Below are 25025 nucleotides of genomic sequence, written 5' to 3'. Positions count from 1 at the left end.
AACAGACATCCCCCAATTCGCTTGGAGAATGTCTGTTGTAGGTTCTCTATCAGCCTTAGACGGATTCCGCCTGAAGTTCAGCCTTGGATAACAGCGATTTGTGCTGCCATTTCCGGCCCTTCCAGCGTAAATAGTGGAAAATGCCTCGTACCCACTCATCGCAGGCATGTGCAATCCACACACCCAGCACTCCATATCCCATATGAATGCCCAGCACATATGCTAACGGGATTTTAATCCCCCACATTGAAATTATGGCCATCATTAACGGGAACTGAACATCTCCCGCTGCTCGCAAGGAGTTAATGACAACATGATTAAACACTCGGCCCGGCTCCAGCAATATACAGAAAAGCAAAATCGCTGCCCCTAATTGAATGATCGCCGGCTCATCTGTAAAGATCGCCATCACTTCATATCGGAAAAAGGATACTACCACGATTACAGCAATCGTAATGATCAAAGACCATTTCAGGCTCCGTAAAAGTTGATGATAGGCCTTTTCCTTGTCTCCTGCTCCAATCAGGCGGGCAACAATAATTTCCGTCCCCTCCCCTACAGCCATTCCAAATACCATAAAAAAGTACACAATTGTATTCGAATAAAAATGGGTTGCGATTGCCGTTGTACCCATAAAGCTGACAAACCGGGTCACCATCATTTGGCTAAGCTGATAAGACAACCATTCCAGCCCGGCAGGAATACCAATCTTCAGAATGGCTACCAGCTTACTCCATTGTAGCTGTACATAATACCGGATGCGAATCGGCGCACTTACACGCTTGTACAGCAGTAGAAAAATCCAGACACATGCTACAACACGGCTAATAACCGTTGAAATCGCTGCTCCCGCCACTCCCATCTGCGGCAGACCAAACCAGCCATAAATGAGCAATGCATTTCCTGCAATATGTAAAATATTCATACCAATGCCCACGATCATCGTATCTTTAGTAAAACCATGCGATCGAATAACCGGACCTGCGGTTAGCATGAGCGCTTCCAGAAACAGCGAACCCCCTGCCAGCATCATATAAATCTCTGCATTTTCCTTAATCGTCGGAGTAATATGGTAAAAGGATAGCAAAAAATCCCGACTGACAATAAACATCAAGCTCAATGCCAGACCAAACACCAGATTAAAGGTTAGTGCCGAAGCCGTAACACGGCTTGCATCCACATGCTTTTGCGCCCCCAATAGCTGAGCAATGATCACACCTACACCAAGACCAAGCAGATTGAAAAGTATAATCGTAAATTCAATCAACTGTCTGGACACACCCACAGCCGATACAACCTCATCAGAAACATGGCTTAGCATGAACGTATCCACGCTACCCATCAAAATGTGAAACAACATCTCTATAAAGATCGGCCAAGTGATTGCAAAAACCGTCATCGTTTTAACGACTTGCGCTTGCTTGGAAGCGTTTTCCTGAGACAGTGACATCCTTTCGTATTCCTCCTAAATGCGAACCCAATCATTACTTACTTATTACTTATATCATTTATATCGATAACAATTACTCATTCAAAAAAAGTCATATGCTTTTTCATTTTATAATATTCCAGGCGGTCCCGCAATTGTCCTGTGTGGAATTCATACTTATGTCCGTCTGGATCTGTAAAATAGACTGGCCTTTTGTCCTGTTCATTCCGTTCTCGTCCGGACAAAATGATGACATTAAAAGTTCTCAGCTTGATAAGCGTGGTATTCAACATGATTCGATTGTCCATTGCAGAACATCCTTCTTGTGGTTTTCGTTCAGGTAGACCTCGTTAAAATAATAATTTCTTATCAAAAAAAGACTATAACATCATCAAGATTGATGTTATAGTCCTTTTTTTAAAACTGGTCAAGAAAAAAACATCTTGGTTTTCATAGTTAAAATTCTAGACTACCGCTCTTTAATTCAGCTAACGTTTCCTAAGCCTAAAGTATGGCTTCTCAGACACTGACCTTCATAAACTTAGTTGACCTACCTTGTAGTTCTGATAAATATGAGATTCAAAGAATAGAAACTGAAAAGGAAGCAAAGAATTAAGGAAAAATTTTAGTGGATAATGGTTTGAATACGGCTTCTTTCCACCATTTCTTCTCCATTTTCCTTTCCTCTCCTTATTTAGCGTTTTTTAAGAATTCAAGCTCTTTGACAATACCGGGAAATAATTTATCTAGGTTGTAAAATGCCAGCAATACAATTTGCAGGGCAGCCAAGATAATTGGAACGTAGATAAACATGAAATGAATAGACGCTAGCGCTGTGGCACTGATTGTAGCTTGTCCACCAGCATATCCTCCCAATGCCAGTCCCCAACCGATGAGTGCCGCTCCGAAACCGCCTCCCGCTTTTGTGCCGAAACTACCCGCACTGTACACCAGTCCTTCGGTGCGCATCCCTGTCTTCCATTCGCCATACTCAATGGTATCTGACAACATGGCAAAGAAGGTTCCGAGAATAGCGGCATGTCCAAGCGCTTTAATAACGAGTCCCAGGCAGACCGCCATAAGACTTGCGGGACTGACGGCAATAACAAGCGATCCCACAATCAGGAGGATACTTCCGATAATGGATGAATTTCGTTTCCCGATCCGCTTGACGACGGGTGGCAATAACAGATAACCAAGCAGGGAAGGAAGGAGTAAGGATATGCCGAGCACCCCAATCAGATTGGCGTCTTTTAACACATAACGTGCGTAGTAAATATTCATACCTGTGCCCAGTGAGTTATTTATGAAATAGACCACAGCAAACCCAAGAATCAATTTCCAATACTTATTACGCATCAGCGCTCCAAAAGCACGTCCAAACGGAATTGGCTTCTGTACAACAGATGGAGTAACCCTTTCTTTGGTACTGAAGAAGGTAACGAGAAATAAGAAGGTTCCGAGCAAACCAAACAGAATAAAGGTGAAAATCCACCCCTTTTGACCGCCGCCGAACGACTTCACTAACGGAAGGGTGAAATAATTAATTAACAAGGCACCAATATTCGCCAGAGACATACGAAAAATATTAAGAAGAGAGCGCTGGTAAGAATCCTGCGTTATCATGGAATTAAGCACACCATAAGGGACATTAATGCTGGAATAGATAATGTTCATCAGCAGATAGGTAACGTAAATGTATAGAATAGTGATCGTCATATTTCCACTTGGAACCGTGAACAAGAGAATTCCAGACAACGCAAATGGCCCGGACATCCACAGTAACCAAGGACGGGCTTTCCCGTGTCTGCTCTTCGTTTTATCGATCAAAGCCCCAATCGCGACATCAATAAACGCATCCAGTACACGCGCAACTAGCATTAAAGTACCAATGACCCCGGCGCTGATCCCGATTACATCTGTGTAAAAGTAGGACAGAAAAGTCATTGCGGCGGCAAACAGCAACTGGCTGGCAAAATCACCGAATCCATAACCCATCTTTTCTTTCAGCGTAATATTTGAATCGGTTTGCTTTGAAGCCTCATTTCCCATTACAACAATATCGCTCGAACTTCTCATGCTCATGCTCCTTTTCCCTTGTTATTCTCTACAATCCCAAGCCATAAGGAAAACGTTTTCTTGATAATCAAAAAAACAAGCCGAAATACCTTGAATTCAGCTAGTTATTTGGTAAAAACAATCATTTATCTCCAGAAAATACTAGAAAACGTTTTCCGGAGTTGATTATACTCCCCCTATAAACCAAGGTCAAGCGCTTTCTTTGCTCTGGAATCTTTGTTAAACTCAATAAACTGATATAATAAATTCAATTGACTTTGAGAACCTTTTTCTAAATAAATACTTGCTTGAAAGCCGGTGTGTACAATGAAAATGACTATAAAAGATGTGGCTCGAATGGCCAACGTCTCCATTTCAACGGTTTCCAGAGTGATCAATAACAGCCAGACGGTGAACAGTGAAATACGCAAACGAGTTCTAGATGTCCTTGAAGCCACTCAATTCCGTCCAAATGCCATAGCGCGGACACTGGTAAAGAATAATACATCTCTGATTGGAGTACTTCTGCCCGAGATTAAAAACAATGTCTTTGATAACATGGTTGAAGGCATCAATCAAGTAGCGCATCTATACGGCTTCGATGTCATAATCGCCTTGTCAGGGGGGGACGCGGACTCTGAAATACACTATTACAATATGTTCCGTGAAATGCAGGCGAGCGGAATTATCATATCGGTAGACGGAATCCGGGATGCGCTATACGCGCTCATTGAAGCGGCGGGAATTCCCTGCATCCTTGTCGGACGGGATTTTCGAGACAAATCCATTCCTTCCGTACATGTTGACAACATAACGGCTGCTTTTGAAGCGGTAACTTATCTAATTCAACAGGGACATCAGGATATCGCGATGCTGCGGGGAGCTGCGGGAGATATTTCAGTGGGCAGTCAGCGTTTTTTGGGCTATGAACAGGCATTGAAGGCCGCTCACCTGCCAGTACGTCCTGAACGTGTGTTGGAAAGCGGCTTTTCAGTTGAAGACGGCGTAACCTCTATGAGAAAACTTTATCATTCAGGCCCATTGCCCAGTGCGGTGTTCTGCGCGACGGACCGAATTGCCATAGGCGCTATGAACTTTCTGACCGAGAATGGGGTGAAAATACCTGAACAGGTCTCTTTCTTGGGATTTGACGACATTGATATGGCTACAATAATCCGGCCTAAATTGTCAACTGTCCGATATTCAGCATCCGAACTGGGCATGGTCGCCGCCCGCAATCTCATTAAGCTTATTAAAGGAGAGGAATTGGCGGCTGTCCACTGGTCCATATCGCATCAGTTAGAAATTCGGGACAGCAGTGTAAAACATGGGGTATCCTAATCTTTGCATGTTCCTACGCGGTTGCTGGAAGTGCTTCACCGGCTAGGATGGATTTTGTCAGCTCCGACGCTGAATAATGGAAACGTTATCTTGCAAAGTTTTTCCCAAAAGAGCTTACTACATTCCCATGATTATAATAATAATTATATGGGGGGCTTTTTTTACCGGCGGCCTGATTGTAAGTCAAACTTGGTTAACTTCGGAGGCCTCAGAAGCACCTGAATTTGCTAATAGCTTGTTTGTCTCCTTTGCAAATTTAGGTGTCACGATTGGCACCACCTTAGGCGGATGGTTTCTATCACAGATGGGAACACACCTGATTACCTGGAGTGGAGTATTATTTCTGTGCTTGCATCTATCTGCATTGGGTTAAAAATCAAGTTTTTTGATGTACCGAAAAGAAAATATGATCCTTCCTTGTATGCTTTTATCCCTCTTCCTTACAGCGAATCCTGTTCAGCCAATAGGCCCACGCTTCTGTATATTGATCGAGATCTTCCGGATGATGACGAATGCAGGTGGCTATACGAAAATATAGTCCCAGTAACACTTCCCTGTTTAGCTCGTATTCCCCTGTCATCTCCGGCTCAAGCTTCTCTAAGGAAGGCAAAATGGTATCGATGGTCAGCCTATCCGGTGAAGAACAAAAGGCGTATATCAGATCATATAGGGGTTCTCCCACCACGGGATCAGGATCAATAATACCCGTCAATGTGCCATTTTCGTTAAACACAAAATTATGTACTCCACAGTCGCCATGAAGCAAATATTTAATATTCCGTTGCGGCGATCCAGCCACAAGGGTATGAACGAAACGATGATCCTCACGGGATAAAATGTCTTGTATGATCTTTCCAGATTCCTTCGTTCTGTGCAGCAGAAAATCTTTCCATTCCACAAACGGGTGGTCCGGATAACCATAATGACGTTCCTCACCAAAAGGCTTATAGTGCGAGATCACCTCCGTCGCCAGATGAAGCAACAAATTGCTTTTGTTTCGTCCATGATACTGTGTGAGCCCTGACCTGAACGTGTATACCAAATAACGGTGCAACGGATCTACATAAACCAAACGCGATAGTTTCTCAATCTGTACATAGGTATGTAAAAACTCCGCCTCAGCTTTTACAATCGCATGATCATTTTGCTTAATCACATATCGAGGCCTGGTACCATCCATGACAACAACCACTTCGCTCGAAGTACCGCCGGTCAGCGGTTTGAGATTTTGCATATGGCCTTCAAGCACGCCTGCTGCATAAAGCTCATTCAGGATTAGTTGAACGTCCATTTCACGCCTCCCTCCGTGCGTCTGATCCACAATGCGGCTGGCGATTTTTTGGATAATTTCATTAAGATAATCCCACACGTTCGCCAGCCGCTCTTCTTTTAAAAATAAATCTTTTCATGCTCCGTATAGATTTCAAGCGCCCGCTCCATCTTACGCACATAGGCCTCATCCTGACTAGAACATAGAAATGTAATGTGTCCCGCCTGCGATGGACTGGATTTTGGCGAAGGTTCCAGCAAATTACGCTCAGACAACACCTGTTTCAACCGTCTAACTGTTCCCTGGCTCCCGTCAATTAACTGAATATGAGAAGGCAGTAGTTCCCTTAGAATTTCCTTATAAAAAGGATAATGAGTACATCCCAATACCACCGTACCATATATGTCGAGATTGAACGAAGACAACTCACGGTTAAAATATGCGGACATTTCTGCCCGGTCAAAATTCAACTGTTCACAATAATGTACTAGCTCCGGCAGAGGTAGTGAGTCCACGCTCCCATGATCGTCAACTCTGGATACGAGTGCTGCATAACAAGATTGTTTCAACGTCAATGGTGTGGCTAACACCAGAACTCTTTTACCATTAGCCCGGTTCATCTCGACCGCTGGCTTCACAGCTGGCTCCATACCAATAATCGGAATAGGATATTCCTTCCTTAGCTCCGCAACCGCGATACTTGTAGCCGTATTGCAGGCAATCACCAGTGCCTTAACATCTTCGTTTAGAATCGTTTGCACTGAAGCCTTGACATAACCAAGCACCTCTTGGGGAGTTTTCGTCCCGTAAGGCACATGAAGGGTATCCGCCATGTATACAAAATTTTCGTTTGGCAAACGTCTTAGTGCCTCGGACAATACTGTAATTCCACCCAATCCTGAATCAAAAAAACCTATCTTCAAGCTACTCACCTTTTTTCATTCAACTATGGTGCCAAATCTTGCTGGCACCATGTTCATTTCCTTCTTCGCCTACTTAAACTATTCTCTTCATTAGACTTTACATTTAAATTTTACCGCAAAACTGATATTTTGCAAAAGAAACACTTGAATTTTACAGTGTAAAAAATAAAGTAGCTTTTCAAAGTAAATTTAATATAAAAGCGTTGACAGATATTATCTTTATATTGTAATATTACATGGTAACTTACTAACTTAACTTACTTATTCAACTTACTTAGGGGGAAATAAATTATGTCTAAAGTATTATTTGTCAAAGCTAATGATCGTACAGCTGAAGAATCTGCAACAGTTAAATTGTATAACGCATTCGTGGAAAGCTACAAATCTTCCCACCCATCTGATGAAATCACTGAGCTGGACCTATTCTCCGTCGAGCTTCCTTATTTGAATGCTAACATGATCAACGGCACGTTCAAATCCGCTAGAGGCATGGAGCTGAACGCAGAAGAAGCTCGCCTGGCAAACATCGCTAATGGCTACCTGGATCAATTCCTGGCAGCAGACAAAGTCGTATTTGCTTTCCCGCTCTGGAACATGACGATTCCAGCTGTACTGCATACGTACATTGACTACCTGAACCAAGCTGGTAAAACATTCAAATACACTGCTGAGGGTCCTGTGGGTCTTGTAACTGAAACTAAAGTAGCCCTGTTGAATGCAAGAGGCGGCGTTTATTCCGAAGGACCAGCTGCTGCAGCTGAAATGTCTTTGAACTACATGAGCAACATCTTATCCTTCTTCGGAGTAAAGGACATCGTGAAGGTTGTTCTGGAAGGACATAACCAAGCTCCAGATCAAGCACAAGAAATCGTTGCTTCTGCTGTACAACGTGCAGTAGATACAGCAAAATCGTTCTAATCATATATTATGAAGAGAAGAGGATATCCGCGCCCTATATGGGCTGGATACCCTCTTCTTTGTTACAAAATATAAAAACACGTGCTCCCCTGATCTATAATCAAGTGAAAGCACGTGTTTGTGATAATATTACTTCTATTTTAAGGAATAAATTGCTGCACGATTTTTACAACTTTACCGTCACGAAGCGTAACATGGTATGGAAATTGACTGAGGTCCAGAACGTCCTTTTTTGCAAAATCTTTCTCAAACTGTGCCAGCGGAATCGATTCGTTCCATTGCACGTCTGTATCTTCTATGTTACCCGTGTGATCATAAATCTGCACCTCTACCGAAGCATCTGGTGCAACCTGATACACGTCATTTTGCACGGAATTGTTTACGATGTAGTAGCCATCCGGCGCTCCATCCAATCCTGTATTTCCTTCATGCTCCCCAAATGCTTTGTCTGCCGCCGCGCCTTCATACCATTCAATCGGGTCTGCCGACAAATAAATTTGTCCGTCACGAATCTCCATTTGGTTTATATATACGGTCTCCTGATTTTCAGCAGCTGCGACAGGCGTGTAGCCTTGCGCTGTTGCTCCTGCCGTCGTAATCAGCATCATCATTAAAGCCAATACGGTCCATTTCGAAGCTAGTTTCATCATGTCTGATCTCTCCTTGCCGTTTGGGTATGTACACGGTGTCTATAAGCTTCATTACCCTTGTGTACTTATCATAAACGTTGCACGGTTAAAAAGTGTATCAGATACATAAAAAAGAAGTTACGATTTTTTAAGACTTGGTCTTAAAACTTGATAACATGTCCTATTTATCTTTGCTATCTTAACAACCCGACCTGACGTGCCTGTTCTTCGGTGAGAATAAACTCCTCATTTTGCCATACTTCGTCCTCTTTGGTTACAGCAAACATCCCCATGATCTCTGTCCATATTCCTTTGTCGACGGCTTCCTTTTGTGTAATGATAATTTTCATGAGAATTCCTCCTCCTGTAGAAATACATGCAATCCAACGCTGTCGATTTGTGTGGCCCACTACGCGAACAGATGGTAGGTCAAATATAATACTTTTATTTAAAGTCTCTACCTCTTATATGGAACTCACAATGCTTGTCCTAGATTTACATTATCGGAGTGCTTGAGGGCTTCTTGTCCCGCTTATAACATATGTACCCTTTTCCTACCGATATTATTCGTATCTTATTTGTAACCTTAAAATTTTAGTTTATTTTCGTAGTTAGTGACTTCTTTAGAAATGACTAAGCCCTAAAATAAAAACGGCTGTAGGTTATCCTACGAGCCGTTTTCACTAACAATTTTTCTATGCTTGGTTAATCTATTAGTACCATCAACATATACATATTCAATGGCTGTCAAAGCATTAAAGCAGCGGAGCGTTCGCCTTTGCCCCTGGATTTCTACCCTTGAACATACAAACAAGAAATCTGGGGGCAACAGCGATCGGAAAAATGATCCGTTCTCGTAGTGGTCACAAGTCGCATACCGTTACTTAGTTCCCCCTAATGTTTTCCTAATTTTTATACAGAAAAGTAAAAAGGCTGTACGCATACTGGCTTGGACACGGTTACTTGTTGCCCGGTGTAGGTCAAGCGTCCACTTGCCTTGTCCACTTTGAACGTAACGATGTTATTGGTGTCGCGGTTGGCCACGAGCATATGGTTACCATTTGGAGTCAAAGCAAAATGGCGTGGATGCTCTCCTTCGGCAGATACATGCTCCACCAAGCTCAGCTTGCCAGATGCTCCGTCTACAGCGTATACCACAATGCTGTCATGCCCACGGTTGGAACCGTACAGATAAGCTCCATCCTCCGAAATTGCAACTTCAGCAGTTGTGTTTTCACCTGTAAAGTCAGACGGCAATGTCGGTACGCTCTCAAGCTCAGTGAGCTTACCAGCCTCTGCATCATATGCAAAAGAAGTAATGGAAGAATCCACTTCGTTAATGACAAAAGCAAATTTACCATTTGGGTGGAACGTCAAATGACGTGGACCTGCACCTGCATGGGTTTTCGTTTCACCATGGAGCACCAGTTGTCCTTTGCTGTCATCAATGGTATAAACACGGATCAGATCCAGACCGAGATCTTGTACGAACAGGAAGCGACCATCTGGACTAAAGAAACTGGAATGTGGATGTGGACGATCCTGACGTTCAGGGTGCGCTCCTTTGCCCTCGTGCTGTTTAACATCCAGCAACTCACCAATACGTCCGTCCTCAGTCAGAGACACCAGTCCCACCATACCTCCGTGGTAGCTGACTACAATAAGGTAACGATCAGATGGATCACGCTGAATGTGGCAAGTTGTTGCACCCACGTTTTCCGCACGATTCAGCAATGTAAATGTTCCTTTAACTGGATCAATTTCGAAAGCAGAAGCTTCGCCTACTTTTGCTCCTGCAGCAGAAGTCGTCTCCCCAATGGAATACAGCTTCCGATTTTTGACGTCCACATTCAGGAATGTAGGATTTTTCAAGCCGGAGAACTCATCCTGTAGTGTAAGTGCTCCTGTCTGTTCATTAAAAGTATACGAATAAACTCCGTTACCTTCCAATTCGGCGTAAGAGCCTGCGAATACGAGCAATTTTTGTTGCGCTGTCATGGTTGTGTCCTCCTTGGATTAAAAAAATGATGGGCAATTAGAATGATTGCTCCTGTTACAGATATCGCTTTAAGAGGCGCGCTCCACCACGGGCTCTGTGGACAACGTCACATTTCCCGCTACAGCACGCGAGATCATGCATGAGGTTTCTGCCTGCTCTGCCAGTCGCAATGCTTGTTCGATCTGCGATTCTGTCGCATCGGCGGCCAATTGAACCTGCGGACGATGCACAATTCGGCGATATGTAAAAATATTGTTCGTTACATCGACAATCCCTTCGGATTCCAGCGCCAGTGACGCCACCGGGAGACTCGCGCGTTCCATCATCGCCGCCAAAGTAATCAAATAGCAGGTAGCGGCGGCACCGAGCAGCATTTCATCTGGATTGGTGCCCACACCAGGGCCTCCCATCTCGGCCGGGATCGAAATTGCAGTCCGCAACTGTCCAGCCTCAATACGACCGTCACTGTTGCGCCCCCCGTTCCAGTCTGCCTTGAGCAGAAAGGTATGCTCCATTTCAGGTCACTCCTCTCTCTTATATTATGAATCTTCACACAGGTGAATGTAAAGGTTAGTCAATCTCCTGATTTTTGGTTTCCGTACCCAGCAACCATACAGCCGCTGCTCCGATCAAGATAGCTACGAAGAAAATCACAAAGATAGATGGTAACGCTACGCCCTGTCCTACGAGTATACCGACTGCAAAAGGCCCGATAACGCCTCCAATACGACCAAACGCAGCCGCCATACCCACACCGGTTGAACGGACGGATGTCGGGTACAATTCTGGTGTATAGGCGTACATGGCTCCCCATGCACCGAGATTAAAAAAGGACAAGCAGATACCAGCAGCTAGCAGCATTCCCGCCGTTTCCGAGGTGCCAAACCAAATGGCAGACACGGCTGTGAGCAGCAAGTAGATGATCAGTACGAATTTGCGGCCCAGCTTTTCAATTAGATAGGCGGCGGTAAAGTAACCTGGGAGTTGGGCAAGCGTCATGATCAGCACATACTCAAAGCTTTTAACCAGTTCGAAACCTTTCATAAACATAATGCTCGGTAGCCACAGGAACATGCCGTAGTATGAAAATACAACTGTGAACCATAAAATCCACAGCATCAGCGTAGACTTGCGATTAGGTCCCGACCAAATCGAAGCCAATCGTGCACGCAGCGGAAGTTTAACGCTTTGCAGCTTGTAACGCGGTGAATCATCAATAGCTCTACGCAGATAAAGAGCGTACAGCGCAGGTACTGCGCCGAGAATAAATGCCATTTGCCAACCATACTTTGGAATAACAAAATAAGCAATAAGAGCCGAAAGGATCCAGCCTGCCGCCCAGAAGCTTTCCAGCAGCACAACCGCTCTCCCTCGTTCTTTCACAGGCACTGATTCTGACACCAGCGTCGAAGCAACCGGCAATTCCCCGCCCAAGCCTGCACCAGCAATAAAACGCAGCACCAGCAGCATTCCGAGGCCTGTCGCCAAAGCTGATAAGCCGCTGGCAATAGAAAAGATCAACAATGTCCACACTAATATGGCGCGTCTGCCGTAACGATCAGCCAAAATCCCCGCCAAAGCGGCTCCGAACACCATTCCTATCGAATTCATTGCAGTCAGCAGTCCAATTTGCTCAGATCCCAGATGCCACTCCTTTGCCAACGCTGCGACTATAAATGAAAGCAGCCCTACATCCATAGCATCAAACAGCCAGCTAAGCCCTGCACTGAACAGCAATTTTCTTTTTTTGGCTGGTGGTAATGAAGTTAAGTCACTCATGATTCGCTCTCCCTTAAAAATATATCGTATGTAGACGTATATTCAGGTGTCTTGTCACCTGTAGCCTAGCATCTATTGTACCGTAAGCTTCCTTAATCTGCGAGCTTTTTAACACAGAAAAAAACGGAAGATTGCCTACGGCAATTCTCCCGCCTTCTGGAACCTGCCACTTACCGGTTTTGGACCAGACCGATGATCGTCACCATGAGCACCAGCAGCTGGATGAGTGTATCGTTACTCATTCCAATCGCCTCCATCCCATATGAGATACTCCTTCGGCCGTTTCCCCTCTCCCCGGATCATGACGCTTGTTCCCAATACATACCTATGCAGGTGGCGGAAAGCTTATGATCAATAATGGATGAAAATCTCCATACGTTTAAGGTTTAATCCAGGACCACTGCAAATCCATTTCCTGAATACATTCACGGTTATCATGTTCATCATTGGCCACCAGCGGGGTCACTGGATAGATGTTCATGTCGCCTTGCTCATACGTGCGCAATAGAGGCAGCAGCTCATCTATGTTCTGGACAGACGAATCCAGCCATGAATCTATATGATCAGCTTCCAAAATAGCTGGCATGCGGGTATCGAATTCACGTATATCCGTATTAGCATGAACTGTCATCATCGTACAGGTGCGTAAAGGCTCCTTACGACTATCATGCCATACTTCATATAGCCCCGCGACCGCAAACATCTTCTGTTCCGGCAGTACCACCCTTACAGCACACATGCGTTTGCCTAATTTTCGCCAATAATAAAATCCATTGCATGGAATGATACAGCGTCGGGTTTCCGCCATCTTGCGATAACTCGGATTTACCCGAACCGTATTTAAGTCTGCATTGACACAATCCTTGCCCCAGTAGGGAATAAATCCCCAACGAAATTCATCAAGTACCCGCTCTCCATCCTGATGCAACACAATTGGAACATGCTGAGTAGGACTCATGTTATAGCGTGTTTTGTAATAATACATCACCCGTTGTATACCAAAGTGATCCCTCACCTCATCTAAATCAGCCGATAACGAAAACCTTTTGCACATATGCTATTCACCCTTCCGCCTTTTTCACCTATTGTGCGGATATACAAGGAAAAATATGCATATGCAGGTTATGCAAAAATCCAATAAACGCCAAAACATATAGCAATATCCCCGCAGTTGTAAAGCTACGGGGATAGATACTAGCTTATATTGTTATTACTTCTTTTCTACCGCGTGACCGCCAAATTCATTGCGCAGTGCAGCAACCACTTTCCCGTTGAACGTGTCCGCATCAAGAGACCGGTAGCGCATCAGCAGGGACAAGGCAATAACTGGTGTAGCAGCCTGAATGTCCAACGCTTCTTCAACCGTCCATTTTCCTTCACCAGAAGAGTGCATAACCCCACGGATTTCGTCCAGGTTTGCATCTTTGGAGAATGCACGTTCAGTTAAGCCCATCAACCAAGAGCGGATAACAGAACCGTTGTTCCACACACGCGCTACTTGTTCATAATCAAAGTCAAAGTTGCTTTTTTCCAGCACTTCAAATCCTTCACCGATGGAAGCCATCATGCCGTATTCCACACCGTTATGAACCATTTTCAGAAAATGTCCGCTTCCGGATTTACCTGCGTACAAATATCCATTTTCCACTGCTGTGTCGCGGAAAACAGGCTCAACAACCGCCCAAGCTTCCGGATCGCCACCGATCATATAACAAGCGCCATTGCGTGCGCCTTCCATCCCGCCTGAAGTTCCAGCATCCATGAAGCTGATACCATGTTCTTTTAAGCGGGCATGACGAGCAATAGACTCTTTGTAATGAGAATTACCACCTTCAATAATGATGTCCCCTTTGGACAACATCGGTTGAAGCTGATCCAGCACAGAATCAACAATTTGGTGAGGAACCATAATCCATAATACTCTAGGGGATTGAGTTGCCTGTACAAGCTCTTCCAATGTAGAAGCACCTTTAGCTCCATAATCCTTCATTTCTTGGATTGCGGCTGCGTTGACGTCGTAAGCGACAAGTTCATGCTTATGATCGATCAAATTTTTTCCGAGATTCAAGCCCATTTTTCCCAAACCAATTAATCCTACTTGCATAGTAAAGGCCTCCTGCCATAGCAAACATATTTTGTATATACTTTCTTAAAGTGTTAAGAACGAACGACTGCTTTCTCAGAGCTTTCGGACTTTTCATCCAACCACCATGTAAAGCCTTGCTCCTCTAACAATTGATCTGAAGCTTCTGGACCGTAAGAGCCTGCTGCATACGTGTGAAGTGGAACCTCACCACGAGCAAAAGCTTCCAGTACAGGTTGAACCCACACCCACGAAAGCTCAACTTCGTTCCAATGAGCAAAAAAGGTGGAATCGCCGCGTAGCGCATCAAAGATGAGGCGCTCATAGGCTTCTGGTACATCCTTGGCCTCGGAATGATAATTCATCAGAACCGTCTCCAGTTGACCATTGTTCAGCGGGTCTCTACTGTTCAGACGCAGCGTTACCTTTTCATCCGGGTTAACATGGATGATCAGCAGGTTCGGGTCAGTCGGTTGCCCTTGAGCGGCATAAGGATCTGTGCTGTCCTTTTTGAATTCCACGACGATACGAGTAGATTTTTCTTTCATGCGTTTGCCGGTACGAATATAGAACGGCACACCCGACCATTGTTCGTTGTCAATCCATAGGCGAGCTGAAATGAAAGTATCATTTTGCGAATCAGGTCCGATATCCGGCTCTTCTTTATAGGAAGGAACTGCTTTTCCGTTGATCTCACCGTTGGTATATTGGCCTCTAACCACGCTGGAAGCAATATCAGAAGGATCAAGTGCACGAAGCGCGTCCATAACCTTGCTTTTTTCGTCACGCACCTGGTCAGCCGTGACATGTCCCGGCTTGTTCATAGCCGCCATCATCAATACCTGCAGCATGTGATTTTGTACCATATCACGAATAGCGCCGGAGTGATCATAGTATCCTGCTCGCTCCTCTACTCCTACAGTCTCAGAAGCGGTAATTTGCACATTGGCGATGTACTGATTGTTCCATATTCCTTGAAGCAACGGATTAGCGAATTTTAAGGCTTCAAGGTTTTGAACCATGGGCTTGCCTAAGTAATGGTCAATACGATAAATCTCATCCTCAGCAAAGGTTCTGCTCAGACGATCATTCAACTCACGTGCGGATTCCAGATCGTGACCAAATGGTTTTTCGATAATGAGCCGTTTCCAACCCTTTGTTTCAGCTAAACCACTCTCCCGAATATTGAGGGCAATCACATCAAAAAATTCCGGTGCCACCGATAAGTAAAACATGCGGTTCCCCGGAATTCCCAAGTCATTTTCACGTTGCTCAGCAAGCTGTAGCAGCTTTTTATAATCTTCCGGGTGGTTGACGTTCAATGCGCTGTAACGGAAAGCACTTAAGAACTGATCCATCTGTGCACGGTCTTCATTCACGTGTCTGGAAAAATCCTTAATGGATTGCTCTACATTACTTTGAAATTGCTCGTCTGCCACTTCACGACGCCCCATCCCAATTACAGAAAAGGAAGCCGGAATTTTACCTTCTACAAACAAATTATACAAGGCAGGGTAAATTTTACGTTTAGCCAAATCCCCTGTCGCTCCAAATAAGACAAATGTCATTGAATCCATGAATTATTCCTTCTTCCCATTATAAAGATGAGGTTATTAAAAGTTACCTGAGGAATTAACGTAACCCATAATACACCCAAAATAAGGGGCAAGTCAATCAAATTTTAGCGAAATCGTGAACATTCGATATATCCTGTAATGATAACGTTTTCTGTGGTATGATTGACGAAAGGAAAGAGAAAAAAATGTTAAATATGTCACAGTTGACACAAAGCGTTATAGTTACTATTGGTATACAGAGTTACTTTTAGTATACTGTTTAAAACAACAATGAAATTGAGGGGATTCAGATGAGCGACGACAGGCAGCCTAAGCTTTTGTGCGGTAAGGTGGAACAGTCCTTTCAGATCATCAGCAAAAAATGGACCGCTCTCATCATTCATACTTTGATGGAACATCCCAAACGATTTAGTGAAATTCACGTCTCCATACCCGATCTTAGCAAACGCATGCTGAACGAACGCATCAAGGAACTAGAGCTTTCCGGCCTGATCCTTCGCAATGTCATCACAGAGCGGCCTGTGCGTACCGAGTATTCGCTGACACGCAAGGGTAAAGAGCTAGGTGATGCATTGAATGGTGTGGAGAGCTGGGCCGAGAGATGGCTTTAACTTCTAACAGGAGATCGTCACACATGGTCTCCTGTTATTGTGTTACCCCATGTGGATCATAATACAGACTACAGTACGAAAATAATGGAACAACCACGCAGCAGCTCATGATTTCAGTCTGAGCCAAGGAAGGAAGAGAACGATGGCATTTGGCATTACCCGGCAGGAGCTTATGGCCTGGAAAAGAGAGGTCAGTCGTGGTGAAATTGCTTTTCTGACACATTACTGGCTGGATGATCGCTTTCCAGGCATTACAACCGTCACCAAGGTGGGATGTTCTGATTTGGACAAGCTGCGCTTATGGTGCAACCATAACGGATTGGACCCCCAATATATTCATCAACGTCAGGCCTATCCGCATTTTGATCTTATCGGCAACAAACAGACAGAAATTTTACGTAAGTACGGCATGAGCGATCAATTAAAACGCTTTGAACTTCATCTCCCAACGAGTACACGCCCATCGTTCTAAACCGCAGCTCTCAGAGCTGCGGTACTTTTGTTTTCATACCCATTAATACCTTGTGTATCCAAATCGCTGACATAGCTCCTTCTCCCATCGCCACAGTCGCTTGCTCGGCATGAACTCCTAAGTCCCCGGCTACCCACACATTTTCCACATTTGTCATTTTGCTGCGAGGATGAGTTTCAATGTGCTTATTATGCAGCAGATGTACACCCAGTTGCTCTGCCAGCTCTGAATGAACATGATTGCTGCCAAAAGCTAAAAAGCCCCGCTCTGCTCGAACTACTTGTCCATCGGCCAGCCGCACTCCTTCAAAACAGCCCGGTTCTCCGGTTATAATCTCAGAAATAGCGGCTTCCTTATAGCCAATCCCTTTTTCCCGCAGCTTTTCGCTCAGCTCGTCCGGCACCTCTGAACGCTCATGATTGACATATACAAGTTGATCGGTGCGCGCTGATAAAATCAGAGCCATGGAAGCTCCTGCTTTGCCTGCCCCCATGACGACCGTACTGCGATCCTGAACCTCATAACCGTCACAATCCGGGCACACATATACACCGTTGCCCAAGCAGGCTTGTAACCCATCCAGTTTTGGAAAACGGTCCGTTAGCCCTGTCGCCAACAGCAGCGTCTTTGACGAATACACGGAGCCTTCCTCCACTTGAATGTCAAAAAGCTCATCCCTTTTGGCGGCTTTTACCGCCTTCCCTACAATAAACTCAGTACCTAGTTTTGTGGCTTCATTACGTCCAAGCCGTCGCAGCTCTTCACCAGAAATTCCGTCAGGAAAGCCCAAAATATTATGATACTGGTGGCATAGCGTAGATCGACCATAGCCCGAATCTATCACTAGAACTCGATGACTGCTGTATCTCCCCAATTGAATCGCTGCTTGCAATCCGGCAATTCCCCCACCAACAATAATGCAATCATAGTTCATAACTTTTCCTCCTTTGAATGCGCGTTATCCTAGACATCTGCATAAAATCGCAATAACACCTATGTAAACTTCTCATCCAATTTTAAACATAATATCACCCACTAACGGATGAATTAACCCCTGTGTCCGTACATATCAAAGCTTATATGCCTTAAAAATGGAATGGCAAAGAGCACTGTAGATACCCACAGTGCTCTAATCAGGCTGAACTTGAAACGTCATTTTATCGTGAAAATTATTTAAATGTTTTTACGCGTTCTTCAATAGGTTGGAATTCTTTATCCCCTGGTTGGAATGTCGGTTTACCGAACGGCATTTCGGCAATCAGTTTCCAATGCTCAGGAATGTTCCATTCGTTTTTCACTTTTTCATCAATCAATGGGTTGTAATGCTGAAGGGATGCGCCCAGTCCTTCTTGTTCCAGAGCCGTCCATACAACCAATTGCAGCATACCATTAGATTGGTTAGCCCAGATTGGGAAATTGTCCGCATAGGCTTCGAATTGTTGTTGCAGACCAGCTATCACGTTGTTGTCTTCAAAGAACAAGACTGTTCCGTAGCCGCTGCGGAAACCGTTCATTTTCTCAGCAGTAGATTTGAATTGTTCTTCATTGCCTACCACTTCCCGCAAAATACCTTCTGTAATATTCCACAGTTTGTCATGATGCTCTCCGAGCAACACTACAGCGCGTGAAGTTTGGGAGTTGAAAGAGGTAGGTGTGTACTTAACAGCTTCCTCTACAATCTCTTGAATCCGTTGGTCAGAAATGACCTGTTCTTTGCTAATACCATAATAGGAGCGTCTGTCTTTCAGAGCTGTGAAGAAGTCTTTAGCCATTTTGTTACCTCCTGAGAAAAATTAATTACTTTTCGTAACTTAATATACATTGCATATATCTTAAAGTCAAGAGATTTCTTTTTAAATATTACCAGCTAGTTGATAATTATACGCCACCATTATATTTTTTCTCACTGGAAGAGGTGTGCTTGGTTGCATCCTTGTCTCTCTCCTCCTGTCTTTCCATCTTCAAATCCTCTACAGGAATGGCGTCTACCGTCTGCTCGATCTCAAAACGGTCGAACAAGCTTTCCTGCTCTGTCGGATACTGCTCTGCATGATCTCGATTGATCGACTGTTCCTGATGTTGAGACTCCGTTGTTCCTTTCCCCGTCTGTCCTTTCTGCTGATTCTGATCGTGCAGGTTATCTTCAAATGGGGCCATTTTACTTCCCTCCCTATCGGATTGGTGTCCACAGTATACTTTTACCTTTCACATCGGGGATTAAACGCAAAAAAGAGAAAATCTCTGCAAAGATTTTCTCTACTCATGTACTTATAGATGGTTGATTGAATTATTCCGAACTGGATTGACCTGTACACTCATGAAAAAGATGAGGTTCCAGCTTCTCTCCCGTTACGAGCTTCTGCACCAGTTGAGTCCCCGAGTCGGGGGTCATTTGACCATACCAGTCCCCTTGAGGATATACGATCACAACCGCAGCATCATGACAACGCCCATTACAGCGAGTTCTGGTCGTGTGAATATATGCTTCTGCATTTTGTTTACGAATTTCATCCCGAATTGCCTGTGTAACTTCTTCACCCTCATGTCGCATACATGTGCCTCCATTGCAGATCAACACATGATGCTTCATTGGTTCTAATTCAAAAATAGCCATAGCTTCCCCTTTAATCAACAGTTGTTGGTTTTAAATCAATGTTTATCTGGATAAAGAACAAGCTGTGCTTCCATCTGATCAGCTTCAATCGTCAGCACGATAAATGAATATTCGTCTTCGCCACGTTTGTCCGTCGGAGACCCGGGATTAAGGACAAGCTGACCGTCAATCGTTTTGACCACCGGAATATGCGAATGTCCATAAATCAGACAATCCAGCGTTTCTCCCTTAAACGTATTCAATGCGATATTTTCTGTCGTTCCTCGCCAGCCGTGACCGTGAACCATACCGATCCGCTTGCCTTGGGCTTCAACGATTCGCTGATAGCCTAAACGCTCCACGATGTCCATTCCATCATTGTTTCCGGCAATGCCTTGCACAGGCGCAAACTCAGCTAGACGTTCATATACGAACCAATCCGTCCAGTCTCCGGCATGGAGAATAAGGTCACTGCCTTTTAACTCCTGTACAAGCCGACTAGGCAACGTTTTGCTTCTATGCGGCATATGAGTGTCTGAAAGTACGATGATTTTCATATCAATTGCTCCTTACCAGCGTCTTTACACAGATGAACTTTGTTGCCCCACGCGCTGCTGAAGTGCCTGCTCCAGATCTCGCAGCGTAACGGTCTCGAAAAACGCCTGTATTTTCTGCTCTGCCACGGTATATAAACCATCCAACAATGCGTCTATGTTCCTGCCTACCTCACAATTATGATTGCTATCGGTATGGATGGCGAACAACGGACCTTCATCCTTGGTCGCCTCATAGATCATTTTCAGATTGATGTTTGAACTGGACATGCTTAGACGAAAGCCGCGTGCTCCAGGCGACGAATCCACCAAACCCGCTTGCTTGAGTCGGCTCATAATCCTTCTCACAACTACCGGGTTTGTATTGATGCTGGAAGCAATAAGTGACGATGTCATTCGCTCTGGTGCCCCTTCAGCCAGAAGAAGCAGACAATGGATACTAACGGAAAAATGGGTACTCATGTTAACCACCTTTATGTGTGTGCCTCATTAAATGTTTTATAAAATGCATGTTTCCATCATACCACAATAGAGGCACCAACACAGTGCTTACTGCACCTTACTCCGGAAAATAGTCATTTTCAGGACGTACTCGCACCTTTAATTGGCGCACACTATATTCCAACTGTTTTACGATATCCTCCAGTTGACGACGGTCAAGTCCATTAAGGTCGGCCGCTGGCTTGGGTGCATTTTTCAAATCACGTATGGTTGCCTGCTGCTCCTGCCACTTGTCCATCAGGTCGGCTATATTCGCATAAAAGCGTTCGTAATCCTTGATCACTTCATCCAGAAAGGCATCCACCTCGTCCGGATCATAGCCGCGCATTTTATTCTTAAACTGTTTCTCATGAATGGAGAGCGCGTCCAGCTGAATGCCCAGTTGTTTAAACAACTGCTTTTGCTTATCCAGACGACGCTTCATATGTTCATCCATCGGTTATTCCCTCCTTAACACACTATTCTTTTTATATCACATTCTAGGCTGGGAATAAAAGTCTCTGCTGATTGCCCAGGCCTATGAACGGGTATAAAAGAGCATACGTGTCACTTATCCAGACCACGAAGGGGAGAGATGATCATGAACCACTTGAACGATTCGCAGCTTGCAGAGCTGAAACATATGTTGTTGGAGCAGAAAAAGGATTTAGAAAAGCATTTTGAACAAAACGGTCAGGCAAACGCTCAATTGGGAGAAACACTGACAGATTCCACAGGTGAGCTCTCGTCCTATGACAATCACCCCGCTGATATAGGGACAGAAACCTTTGAACGGTCCCGTGATCTGGCGATTAATGATTCGCTGCAAGACGAGCTGGAGCAAGTCAATGCAGCCCTTCAGCGGATAAAGGATGGGACGTATGGAATTTGTGTGGAGAGCGGGGAAGAAATTCCTTTTGAACGGTTGCAAGCCATTCCATATACAGCCTATACCGTCGAGCACACGCCAACTCGAGAATTATCGAATGACCGCCCGGTAGAGGAACAGGTCATGACTCCGCCACCCAAGGGTGCAGGTGAGGTTCGCCAACGAAATGCAGGACGATTTGACGATGCGGGCGCATGGGACGCGGTGGAAAAATACGGTACATCGAATTCGCCTGCAGCTGCCGCCAAGCGTGATGTCACAGATTATGATGAAAATATGTGATGCTCGAATGTCCAAAGACTCATTGAAAATACCTATGTATTTGTCATCTAAAAAAGCAGCTTGTCCTTTTGACAAGGCTGCTTTTTTAGATCTTCTAGGAATACGGTACACCGCTTATCCAATTTCTATCCGTTTCCGACTGCGAGCTGACTCAATACAAGCATCGATCACCTTCATATTGCTCACCGCATCTTCTGGCTCATACGGCAACGGGACACCGTCAAGCACTGCTTTAGCAAAAGCATCCGCTTGCAGTTCAAAGGAATTAAAACCTTTCAGACGTTCCTCACGGGTAACCGAACCGACGTGGACGAAAATTTGCGGTACCACAGACGTTCTTTCCCAACCGAACATTTTGGGCATCGCAATCGTACCCTTGCTACCGAGAATTTCCATGTTGGAACGATTGGCTGCCCACATGCCACAATCGAAAGTAAGATTGATTCCACCCGGAAATTCCAACAAGCCGGAAGCCATCATATCGACGTTGTCATGCTCCGGGGAAAATAAGGCATGTACCGTCACTGCCTCTGGCTCCCGATCCAAATACATACGAGCGGCTGATATCGGATAGACGCCCACATCATATAGCGAGCCACCACCCATGTTTTTATTAAAGCGCACATTATCTGCCTGATCGGTATTGTTAAACGTAAACGTGCAATGGATGCCGCGAATGTCACCAATTTCCCCACTATTGATAATTTCCTTAATTCTTCGATGTTTGGGATGATAGCGATACATAAAAGCCTCTGCAAAGATCACTCCTGCACGTTGGCACGCTTCAATCATGCGGCTTGTTCCGGCCGAGCTCAGAGAAGATGGTTTTTCACACAAAACGTGCTTCCCGGCCTCTGCTGCCCGAATGGTCCACTCTTCATGCAGATGGTTTGGCAACGGAATGTACACCGCTCCGATTTCGGGATCAGCCAACAGTTGATCATAGCTTCCATAACTTTTCGGAATATCGAACTCCCGGGCGGCCTCAGCAGCTTTATCCGCATTACGGCTAGCAATCCCAAGCACTTCTCCGCGTTCAGATTGCTGAATCGCAGGAATTACAGCGATTTGGGCGATCTCCGCAGTGCCTAAAATTCCCCATTTCAGCTTTCTACCCATCATTCTCATCCTTTCGTGGTTAGGAATAGTTGTCTTGTTCCGCTTTATGCAGCATACCTAAGCAACGGTCCAAATCAGCTTTGACCTGCTTCTTGTACAGTCGGGCTTTCTCCTCCCCATCATCTGTAAAGTGATAGAGTACAATCTCCTGAAAATCCACGCGCGGGTCTGTTCCTTTCAATCGCTTGGTACGGTAAAAAACGCCTTCCTGTACCAGCTCATGCAGCGCCCGGTAAACTTCGCTCTGAGGCGGAACATATCCAAAGCCACTAAACTCATCCTTCATCGATTCGAGCATCTGATATCCATAACCGCGATGCCTCTCCACCATTGTGATCAGATAAATTTTGATAAAAGCCCGCTGGGATATCATAAACGCCATTTCACAGCCTCCTCCACACCTTATTCATACACCTTACCTTCCATTATAAACCACTCTGCGTCCATAGACTATTTCCTTTGATGATATGAGAGCTTATGAGAACTCTCCATCCCTTGTGACCTGTTTTAAGATGGCGAGAGATGTAGAATGAGGCGATATAGAGTAGTGTGCGAAGTGCTGAGAAATGAGTTTATGGTTTACTATTATGAACTTTTCATATGTTGAAATAATATAATATCAGTTAAAAAAGTATCCCTTGGCCTTATTTCTTGACTTTGGGATACTCTTGTGAACATATGTGATTGGATTATCAAATCAAGCTTGCTTTTGTACGGCTGGCGGACTCCCAGTCGGGCGAGGACGAACCCGAAGCCCCACGATCCATTTGCCCAGAGGCAAACGTGCCAGCAGCCATGTTCCGGCAACGGAAAAGATCATACAGAGAACGAATGAAGCCAGCATACGAAGAACGTGGCTCCAGTCTGCAAACAACGTCTCGTCAAAATAATAGGTCACACGCAGCATAAAGGCATGCATGAGATACGCTCCATAAGACAACGTTCCGATGGCCGTCAGCATACTCGCCGCACGTCCCCCCTTATGAGCGATCCACGTCGCTACCCGGTAAGCTACAAAAATAGACGCAACGCAATATACAGCCATGATCGGACGCAGCAGAGATAAATAGTTAAAGGAAATAACTGTACCTCGCGGCGTCTGGAACTGACCGATCATCTCATACAGTAAGTAGCCTGTAATCACGATAAACAACGGCCAGTATATCATCTGTGCTTTGGTTACCCAAGCATTCCAACGCTTGACGTTCATCCCGGCTGCCGCTCCTAGCACAAAATAAAAGAAAAAGTAGATCACATTCCGGTCAGCGTACAGGGTAAACCAAGAGGTGATGACCGGAAGCTGGAGCTTATCCATTGCTTGGTATACGGGTCCAACGGCGAACATGAGCAAAATATATAGCACGCCGAATCCAGCCAATGCAGCGGGTCGCCATTTTGACGGCAGCAGCGCAGACAAATGACGGACCGCATAACGAAACACGGGAAATAACACATAACACTGGATAATCATAACGATGTACCATAGATGATAGCTGCTTTTCCCGTTCAACAACTTCTGGAAAAAATCAAGTGGGTGAATATATCCACCACTTTGGGCAAGCTGATTTCCCAATTCGTATAAAAGAGACCATATGATATAAGGAACGATGATGTCCATGAATCTTTTACGTAAAAACGTTCCGTACTTTAAGGCTCCATCATAATTGTAAAATAACACCATTCCAGTGATAAATACAAACACAGGAACTGCAAATTTGGAACATAGCAGTAAAAGTGTCATCAATACCCCGTCCTGGATGCGCGCCCCCTGCGCAACCGCATAGTGTGCGACGGAATGCTGAAGAACAACGGCCGCAAAAGCCAGCCCTCTCAGCAAAGCGACTTCGGAAATTCTCTCTTTTTGACTCATGCCACTCTCCTGTTACATCTAGCAATTTATAAATCCAGGATTTTTTCAAAATCCTCAATCTATTATAACGACAATTCTGTAAAAATATATAGAAGGTTAAACGTGCCAACGGCAAGCTTAGCATCATTTATCTCAGATTTATTCTATGA

General features: G+C 44.8%; 27 protein-coding genes and 2 pseudogenes. 6 read left to right on the top strand and 23 right to left on the bottom strand.

Going from position 1 to position 25025, the window contains the following annotated elements:
- Nucleotides 1-55: 55 nt before the first annotated feature.
- From ACYCS5_RS25520 to ACYCS5_RS25510, 3 genes and pseudogenes are all read right to left on the bottom strand, one after another.
- The gene (locus ACYCS5_RS25520; RefSeq protein ID WP_340885154.1) at nt 56-1450 is read right to left on the bottom strand and encodes an MATE family efflux transporter; all 1395 of its coding nucleotides are present in this window, start codon (nt 1448-1450) and stop codon (nt 56-58) included.
- A gap of 77 nt (nt 1451-1527) precedes the next feature.
- A pseudogene (locus ACYCS5_RS25515) lies at nt 1528-1686 on the bottom strand (VOC family protein); the annotation flags it as partial.
- Nucleotides 1687-2119: 433 nt separating this feature from the next.
- Entirely contained in the window at nt 2120-3508 is a 1389-nt protein-coding gene (locus tag ACYCS5_RS25510) for an MFS transporter (protein WP_039273459.1), read from the bottom strand.
- A gap of 336 nt (nt 3509-3844) precedes the next feature.
- On the opposite strand from ACYCS5_RS25510, the gene ACYCS5_RS25505 reads away from it, so the two are divergent.
- Together ACYCS5_RS25505 and ACYCS5_RS25500 are read left to right on the top strand one after the other, a co-directional pair.
- On the top strand, nt 3845-4828 hold the full coding sequence (locus ACYCS5_RS25505) for a LacI family DNA-binding transcriptional regulator (protein WP_459761341.1): 984 nt from the start codon (nt 3845-3847) through the stop codon (nt 4826-4828).
- Between the two features lie 112 nt (nt 4829-4940).
- Nucleotides 4941-5218: pseudogene (locus ACYCS5_RS25500) on the top strand (MFS transporter); the annotation flags it as partial.
- Between the two features lie 37 nt (nt 5219-5255).
- On the opposite strand, the gene ACYCS5_RS25495 reads toward ACYCS5_RS25500, so the two are convergent.
- Together ACYCS5_RS25495 and murI are read right to left on the bottom strand one after the other, a co-directional pair.
- On the bottom strand, nt 5256-6119 hold the full coding sequence (locus ACYCS5_RS25495) for an aminoglycoside phosphotransferase family protein (protein WP_459760301.1): 864 nt from the start codon (nt 6117-6119) through the stop codon (nt 5256-5258).
- A gap of 98 nt (nt 6120-6217) precedes the next feature.
- Nucleotides 6218-7021 carry a glutamate racemase gene (gene murI / locus ACYCS5_RS25490; protein WP_209948066.1) on the bottom strand — a complete coding sequence of 268 codons (804 nt, stop codon included), beginning with the start codon at nt 7019-7021 and terminating at the stop codon, nt 6218-6220.
- A gap of 291 nt (nt 7022-7312) precedes the next feature.
- On the opposite strand from murI, the gene ACYCS5_RS25485 reads away from it, so the two are divergent.
- Entirely contained in the window at nt 7313-7939 is a 627-nt protein-coding gene (locus ACYCS5_RS25485) for an FMN-dependent NADH-azoreductase (protein WP_039273464.1), read from the top strand.
- A 140-nt stretch (nt 7940-8079) separates the two neighbouring features.
- Here ACYCS5_RS25485 and ACYCS5_RS25480 read toward each other — a convergent pair whose 3' ends face one another.
- The 8 genes from ACYCS5_RS25480 to zwf all read right to left on the bottom strand — a co-directional run bounded on the left by ACYCS5_RS25480 (nt 8080) and on the right by zwf (nt 16006).
- Nucleotides 8080-8589: a hypothetical protein gene (locus ACYCS5_RS25480; RefSeq protein WP_459760300.1), complete on the bottom strand. Its 510-nt coding sequence runs from the start codon at nt 8587-8589 to the stop codon at nt 8080-8082.
- Between the two features lie 173 nt (nt 8590-8762).
- Complete coding sequence (locus tag ACYCS5_RS25475; RefSeq protein ID WP_023988309.1) at nt 8763-8918, bottom strand: hypothetical protein; 156 nt, start codon at nt 8916-8918, stop codon at nt 8763-8765.
- A gap of 562 nt (nt 8919-9480) precedes the next feature.
- Nucleotides 9481-10566: a lactonase family protein gene (locus ACYCS5_RS25470; RefSeq protein ID WP_459760299.1), complete on the bottom strand. Its 1086-nt coding sequence runs from the start codon at nt 10564-10566 to the stop codon at nt 9481-9483.
- A 69-nt stretch (nt 10567-10635) separates the two neighbouring features.
- On the bottom strand, nt 10636-11082 hold the full coding sequence (locus ACYCS5_RS25465; protein WP_028542408.1) for an OsmC family protein: 447 nt from the start codon (nt 11080-11082) through the stop codon (nt 10636-10638).
- 55 nt (nt 11083-11137) lie between these two features.
- Nucleotides 11138-12346 carry an MFS transporter gene (locus ACYCS5_RS25460; RefSeq protein WP_165147410.1) on the bottom strand — a complete coding sequence of 403 codons (1209 nt, stop codon included), beginning with the start codon at nt 12344-12346 and terminating at the stop codon, nt 11138-11140.
- 379 nt (nt 12347-12725) lie between these two features.
- Nucleotides 12726-13400, bottom strand: coding sequence for an SOS response-associated peptidase (locus tag ACYCS5_RS25455; protein WP_459760298.1), 675 nt, complete (start codon nt 13398-13400; stop codon nt 12726-12728).
- Between the two features lie 156 nt (nt 13401-13556).
- Entirely contained in the window at nt 13557-14450 is an 894-nt protein-coding gene (gnd, locus tag ACYCS5_RS25450; RefSeq protein ID WP_029519049.1) for a phosphogluconate dehydrogenase (NAD(+)-dependent, decarboxylating), read from the bottom strand.
- Between the two features lie 53 nt (nt 14451-14503).
- Nucleotides 14504-16006: a glucose-6-phosphate dehydrogenase gene (gene zwf, locus ACYCS5_RS25445; RefSeq protein WP_069010238.1), complete on the bottom strand. Its 1503-nt coding sequence runs from the start codon at nt 16004-16006 to the stop codon at nt 14504-14506.
- Between the two features lie 290 nt (nt 16007-16296).
- On the opposite strand from zwf, the gene ACYCS5_RS25440 reads away from it, so the two are divergent.
- Nucleotides 16297-16617, top strand: coding sequence for a winged helix-turn-helix transcriptional regulator (locus ACYCS5_RS25440; protein WP_007430161.1), 321 nt, complete (start codon nt 16297-16299; stop codon nt 16615-16617).
- Nucleotides 16618-16759: 142 nt separating this feature from the next.
- On the top strand, nt 16760-17089 hold the full coding sequence (locus ACYCS5_RS25435; protein ID WP_069010239.1) for a hypothetical protein: 330 nt from the start codon (nt 16760-16762) through the stop codon (nt 17087-17089).
- Between the two features lie 10 nt (nt 17090-17099).
- Here the strand turns inward: ACYCS5_RS25435 and ACYCS5_RS25430 are convergent, their stop codons facing one another.
- From ACYCS5_RS25430 to ACYCS5_RS25400, 7 genes are all read right to left on the bottom strand, one after another.
- Nucleotides 17100-18023, bottom strand: a complete 924-nt coding sequence (locus ACYCS5_RS25430) for an NAD(P)/FAD-dependent oxidoreductase (protein ID WP_459760297.1) — start codon at nt 18021-18023, stop codon at nt 17100-17102.
- A 235-nt stretch (nt 18024-18258) separates the two neighbouring features.
- Nucleotides 18259-18861: a nitroreductase family protein gene (locus ACYCS5_RS25425; protein WP_459760296.1), complete on the bottom strand. Its 603-nt coding sequence runs from the start codon at nt 18859-18861 to the stop codon at nt 18259-18261.
- A gap of 106 nt (nt 18862-18967) precedes the next feature.
- A complete protein-coding gene (locus ACYCS5_RS25420) occupies nt 18968-19246 on the bottom strand; it encodes a hypothetical protein (RefSeq protein WP_459760295.1) in 279 nt (92 codons plus the stop codon).
- 130 nt (nt 19247-19376) lie between these two features.
- Entirely contained in the window at nt 19377-19703 is a 327-nt protein-coding gene (locus tag ACYCS5_RS25415; RefSeq protein WP_061830316.1) for a (2Fe-2S) ferredoxin domain-containing protein, read from the bottom strand.
- Between the two features lie 35 nt (nt 19704-19738).
- On the bottom strand, nt 19739-20239 hold the full coding sequence (locus tag ACYCS5_RS25410; protein ID WP_103047811.1) for a metallophosphoesterase family protein: 501 nt from the start codon (nt 20237-20239) through the stop codon (nt 19739-19741).
- 24 nt (nt 20240-20263) lie between these two features.
- Complete coding sequence (locus ACYCS5_RS25405; protein WP_013310015.1) at nt 20264-20698, bottom strand: Rrf2 family transcriptional regulator; 435 nt, start codon at nt 20696-20698, stop codon at nt 20264-20266.
- Between the two features lie 97 nt (nt 20699-20795).
- Nucleotides 20796-21173 (bottom strand): DivIVA domain-containing protein, encoded by a 378-nt coding sequence (locus ACYCS5_RS25400; RefSeq protein ID WP_023988297.1) that lies wholly within the window; start codon nt 21171-21173, stop codon nt 20796-20798.
- Between the two features lie 144 nt (nt 21174-21317).
- Here ACYCS5_RS25400 and ACYCS5_RS25395 point away from each other — a divergent pair, with 144 nt between their 5' ends.
- Nucleotides 21318-21887, top strand: coding sequence for a TraR/DksA C4-type zinc finger protein (locus tag ACYCS5_RS25395; protein WP_459760294.1), 570 nt, complete (start codon nt 21318-21320; stop codon nt 21885-21887).
- A gap of 114 nt (nt 21888-22001) precedes the next feature.
- Here ACYCS5_RS25395 and ACYCS5_RS25390 read toward each other — a convergent pair whose 3' ends face one another.
- The 3 genes from ACYCS5_RS25390 to ACYCS5_RS25380 form a co-directional block, all read right to left on the bottom strand.
- Nucleotides 22002-23006 (bottom strand): Gfo/Idh/MocA family protein, encoded by a 1005-nt coding sequence (locus ACYCS5_RS25390; RefSeq protein ID WP_459760293.1) that lies wholly within the window; start codon nt 23004-23006, stop codon nt 22002-22004.
- A gap of 19 nt (nt 23007-23025) precedes the next feature.
- On the bottom strand, nt 23026-23388 hold the full coding sequence (locus ACYCS5_RS25385; RefSeq protein WP_013310011.1) for a helix-turn-helix transcriptional regulator: 363 nt from the start codon (nt 23386-23388) through the stop codon (nt 23026-23028).
- A gap of 315 nt (nt 23389-23703) precedes the next feature.
- The gene (locus tag ACYCS5_RS25380; protein WP_459760292.1) at nt 23704-24876 is read right to left on the bottom strand and encodes an acyltransferase; all 1173 of its coding nucleotides are present in this window, start codon (nt 24874-24876) and stop codon (nt 23704-23706) included.
- Nucleotides 24877-25025 lie beyond the last annotated feature (149 nt).

It is taken from the genome of Paenibacillus sp. SEL3, assembly GCF_054602585.1.
This window is presented reverse-complemented; position numbering and strand designations above follow the sequence as displayed.